This window comes from Chitinimonas violaceus, assembly GCF_052601015.1.
On the sequence record NZ_JBQXDJ010000162.1, the window covers coordinates 1 to 1,917 of the forward strand.

The window sequence follows — 1,917 nt, forward strand, 5'->3', positions numbered from 1 at the left end:
CACTAACTTGATGGCTTCCGCTCGGTATTCCGACGTATAGCTTTGTGTTTCTCTCTTACTCACCGCAGCCTCCTGTTGGCTCAAGTTTACCAATCAGGTGTGTCTACGGAATTCAGGCTACCTCAGTATGGTGTCAGCTTTCTTGGCTACTTTCGCCTTGTTTTGCCCTTTTCTCACAAGACTTTGAACAGATTCTGAGGGAGCAATTATGCGTAGATGGGCTGAACCTTTCCTGAAGCGACATCATGCATTTAACCTTCATTAAACACGGTTAACTTTGAGGGTAACCAAGATGGCATTACCGTCTGGCCAAGGTTGGATTGATTGGTAAAGCAATCTGTTTGGTTTGTTGTAAGACTGCTACTTCCACATCGGTATGGTGAGTAGGCGGACTGATCTACGAACTATTTTGTGTGCCTATTTACAGGTTTATGTGGCTGTTTTTAATAGGAAATCCAACTTCTTCTAAAACGCTACTGCCGATCAAGGATATGGATTGGGGTAGTGGATTTTTTTTTCTTTCCTATTCTTAAGACCAAATTTATTCCTGCCAGCAAGCACTGCTGTATGAGATTGCCCTCATGCAATGAGAGCTTGTTTTGCTTGAGGCATATAACAAAGGTGGTCAAGGTATGGAACAGCAAATCGAACTGAAGCAGCGATTACTAGGGTTAGCCCACGATAAGCACGAAGGGTTGAAAGGGTATTCGAAGGCAATTCGATTTGGTTTAGGGCGGGTACTGCGAAGCCTGCCATTGATGGTGGCAATGCTATTGGGGCCACAGGCCTTGGCGGTTCCCCAGACTTGTGCTCTCGGGGAAACAGCCCAGACCTTCGCTTTTACTGCGGGATCATGGGTGGACAGTAGTCTTGGCCCAACGCTTTATCCGGTAGGGGGAGGGGCAAATGCTACACAGTTGAGTGTCAGTGTTACAGATTTCAATATCGCTCATAATCCTTCAACTGACCCAACACCTAGACTTGGTGCAAGAGCAGCTGACTTTACTTTGCTTATATTCAATCAGTTCGCGCTCCCAAATACGGCTATAGGTCGATACAATTTGTCCTTTAATCGCCTTGTGAATAAGCTTAGTTTTGAAATCACTGATATTGATAGCCAAAATAATGGTGTTAATATATTTCAAGACACATATTTATTTGGTGCAAATAATGGCAGCGCTCTGTTACCAACGGCGATAACACCATTTGATCCAACGAAAATATCGGTTAATTTGGCTGCGGGTACGGTATCCGCTCCTGATCCTGCCGTAAATGATACTTCGGGAGGGTGTCTAGTAAATGATAATTTTTGTGATGTAACCGTAGATTTTTCTCAGTCAGGTATTAACAGCGCAACGGCAACTTATATTCAAGGCCCTGCTGGATCTAATGGAACACAAGCAACCGGACTTCTAAATATTTCCTGGTGCCTCCCTCCGACGACCATCGCCGTCACTGCCGTCAGTAATGGCGGCGTAGGGCCCTTCACCTATACCGGCGATAACGGCTACCCCGGCGAAACCCTCACTACTACTGTACCTGCCACCGGCATCACCGGTGCTATTCAGACGCTCACCACCTCTGCTACCGGTACTACCATTACCGAAGCCATCCCACCCGGCTATGTTCTCACCGGGGCGACCTGTACCGGCTTGGGCGCTGGCGGCACCGCCACACCGAATCTGGCTGCCGGTACCGTGACACTTGATGCCGCCGCCACTGCAGCCGGCTCCAACATCGCTTGTACCTTTACCAATGCCAAACTGCCCACCGTTACCGTCAGCACGGTTAGCAATGGCGGCACTGGCGGCTTTCCCTACACGGGTACCAATGGGGTCAACAACTTCACCAACACCACGGTAACAGCCGGGACGCCGGTAACCGGTCCCGTACAGACCCTCACCGCCGTGGGTACCT

General features: G+C 48.8%; 1 protein-coding gene. It reads left to right on the plus strand.

Annotated features, from left to right (window positions below; genetic code table 11):
• Nucleotides 1-599: 599 nt before the first annotated feature.
• A partial coding sequence (locus tag ACUHMQ_RS20620) for a prealbumin-like fold domain-containing protein (RefSeq protein WP_445297323.1) occupies nucleotides 600-1,917 on the plus strand: 1,318 nt, incomplete at its 3' end.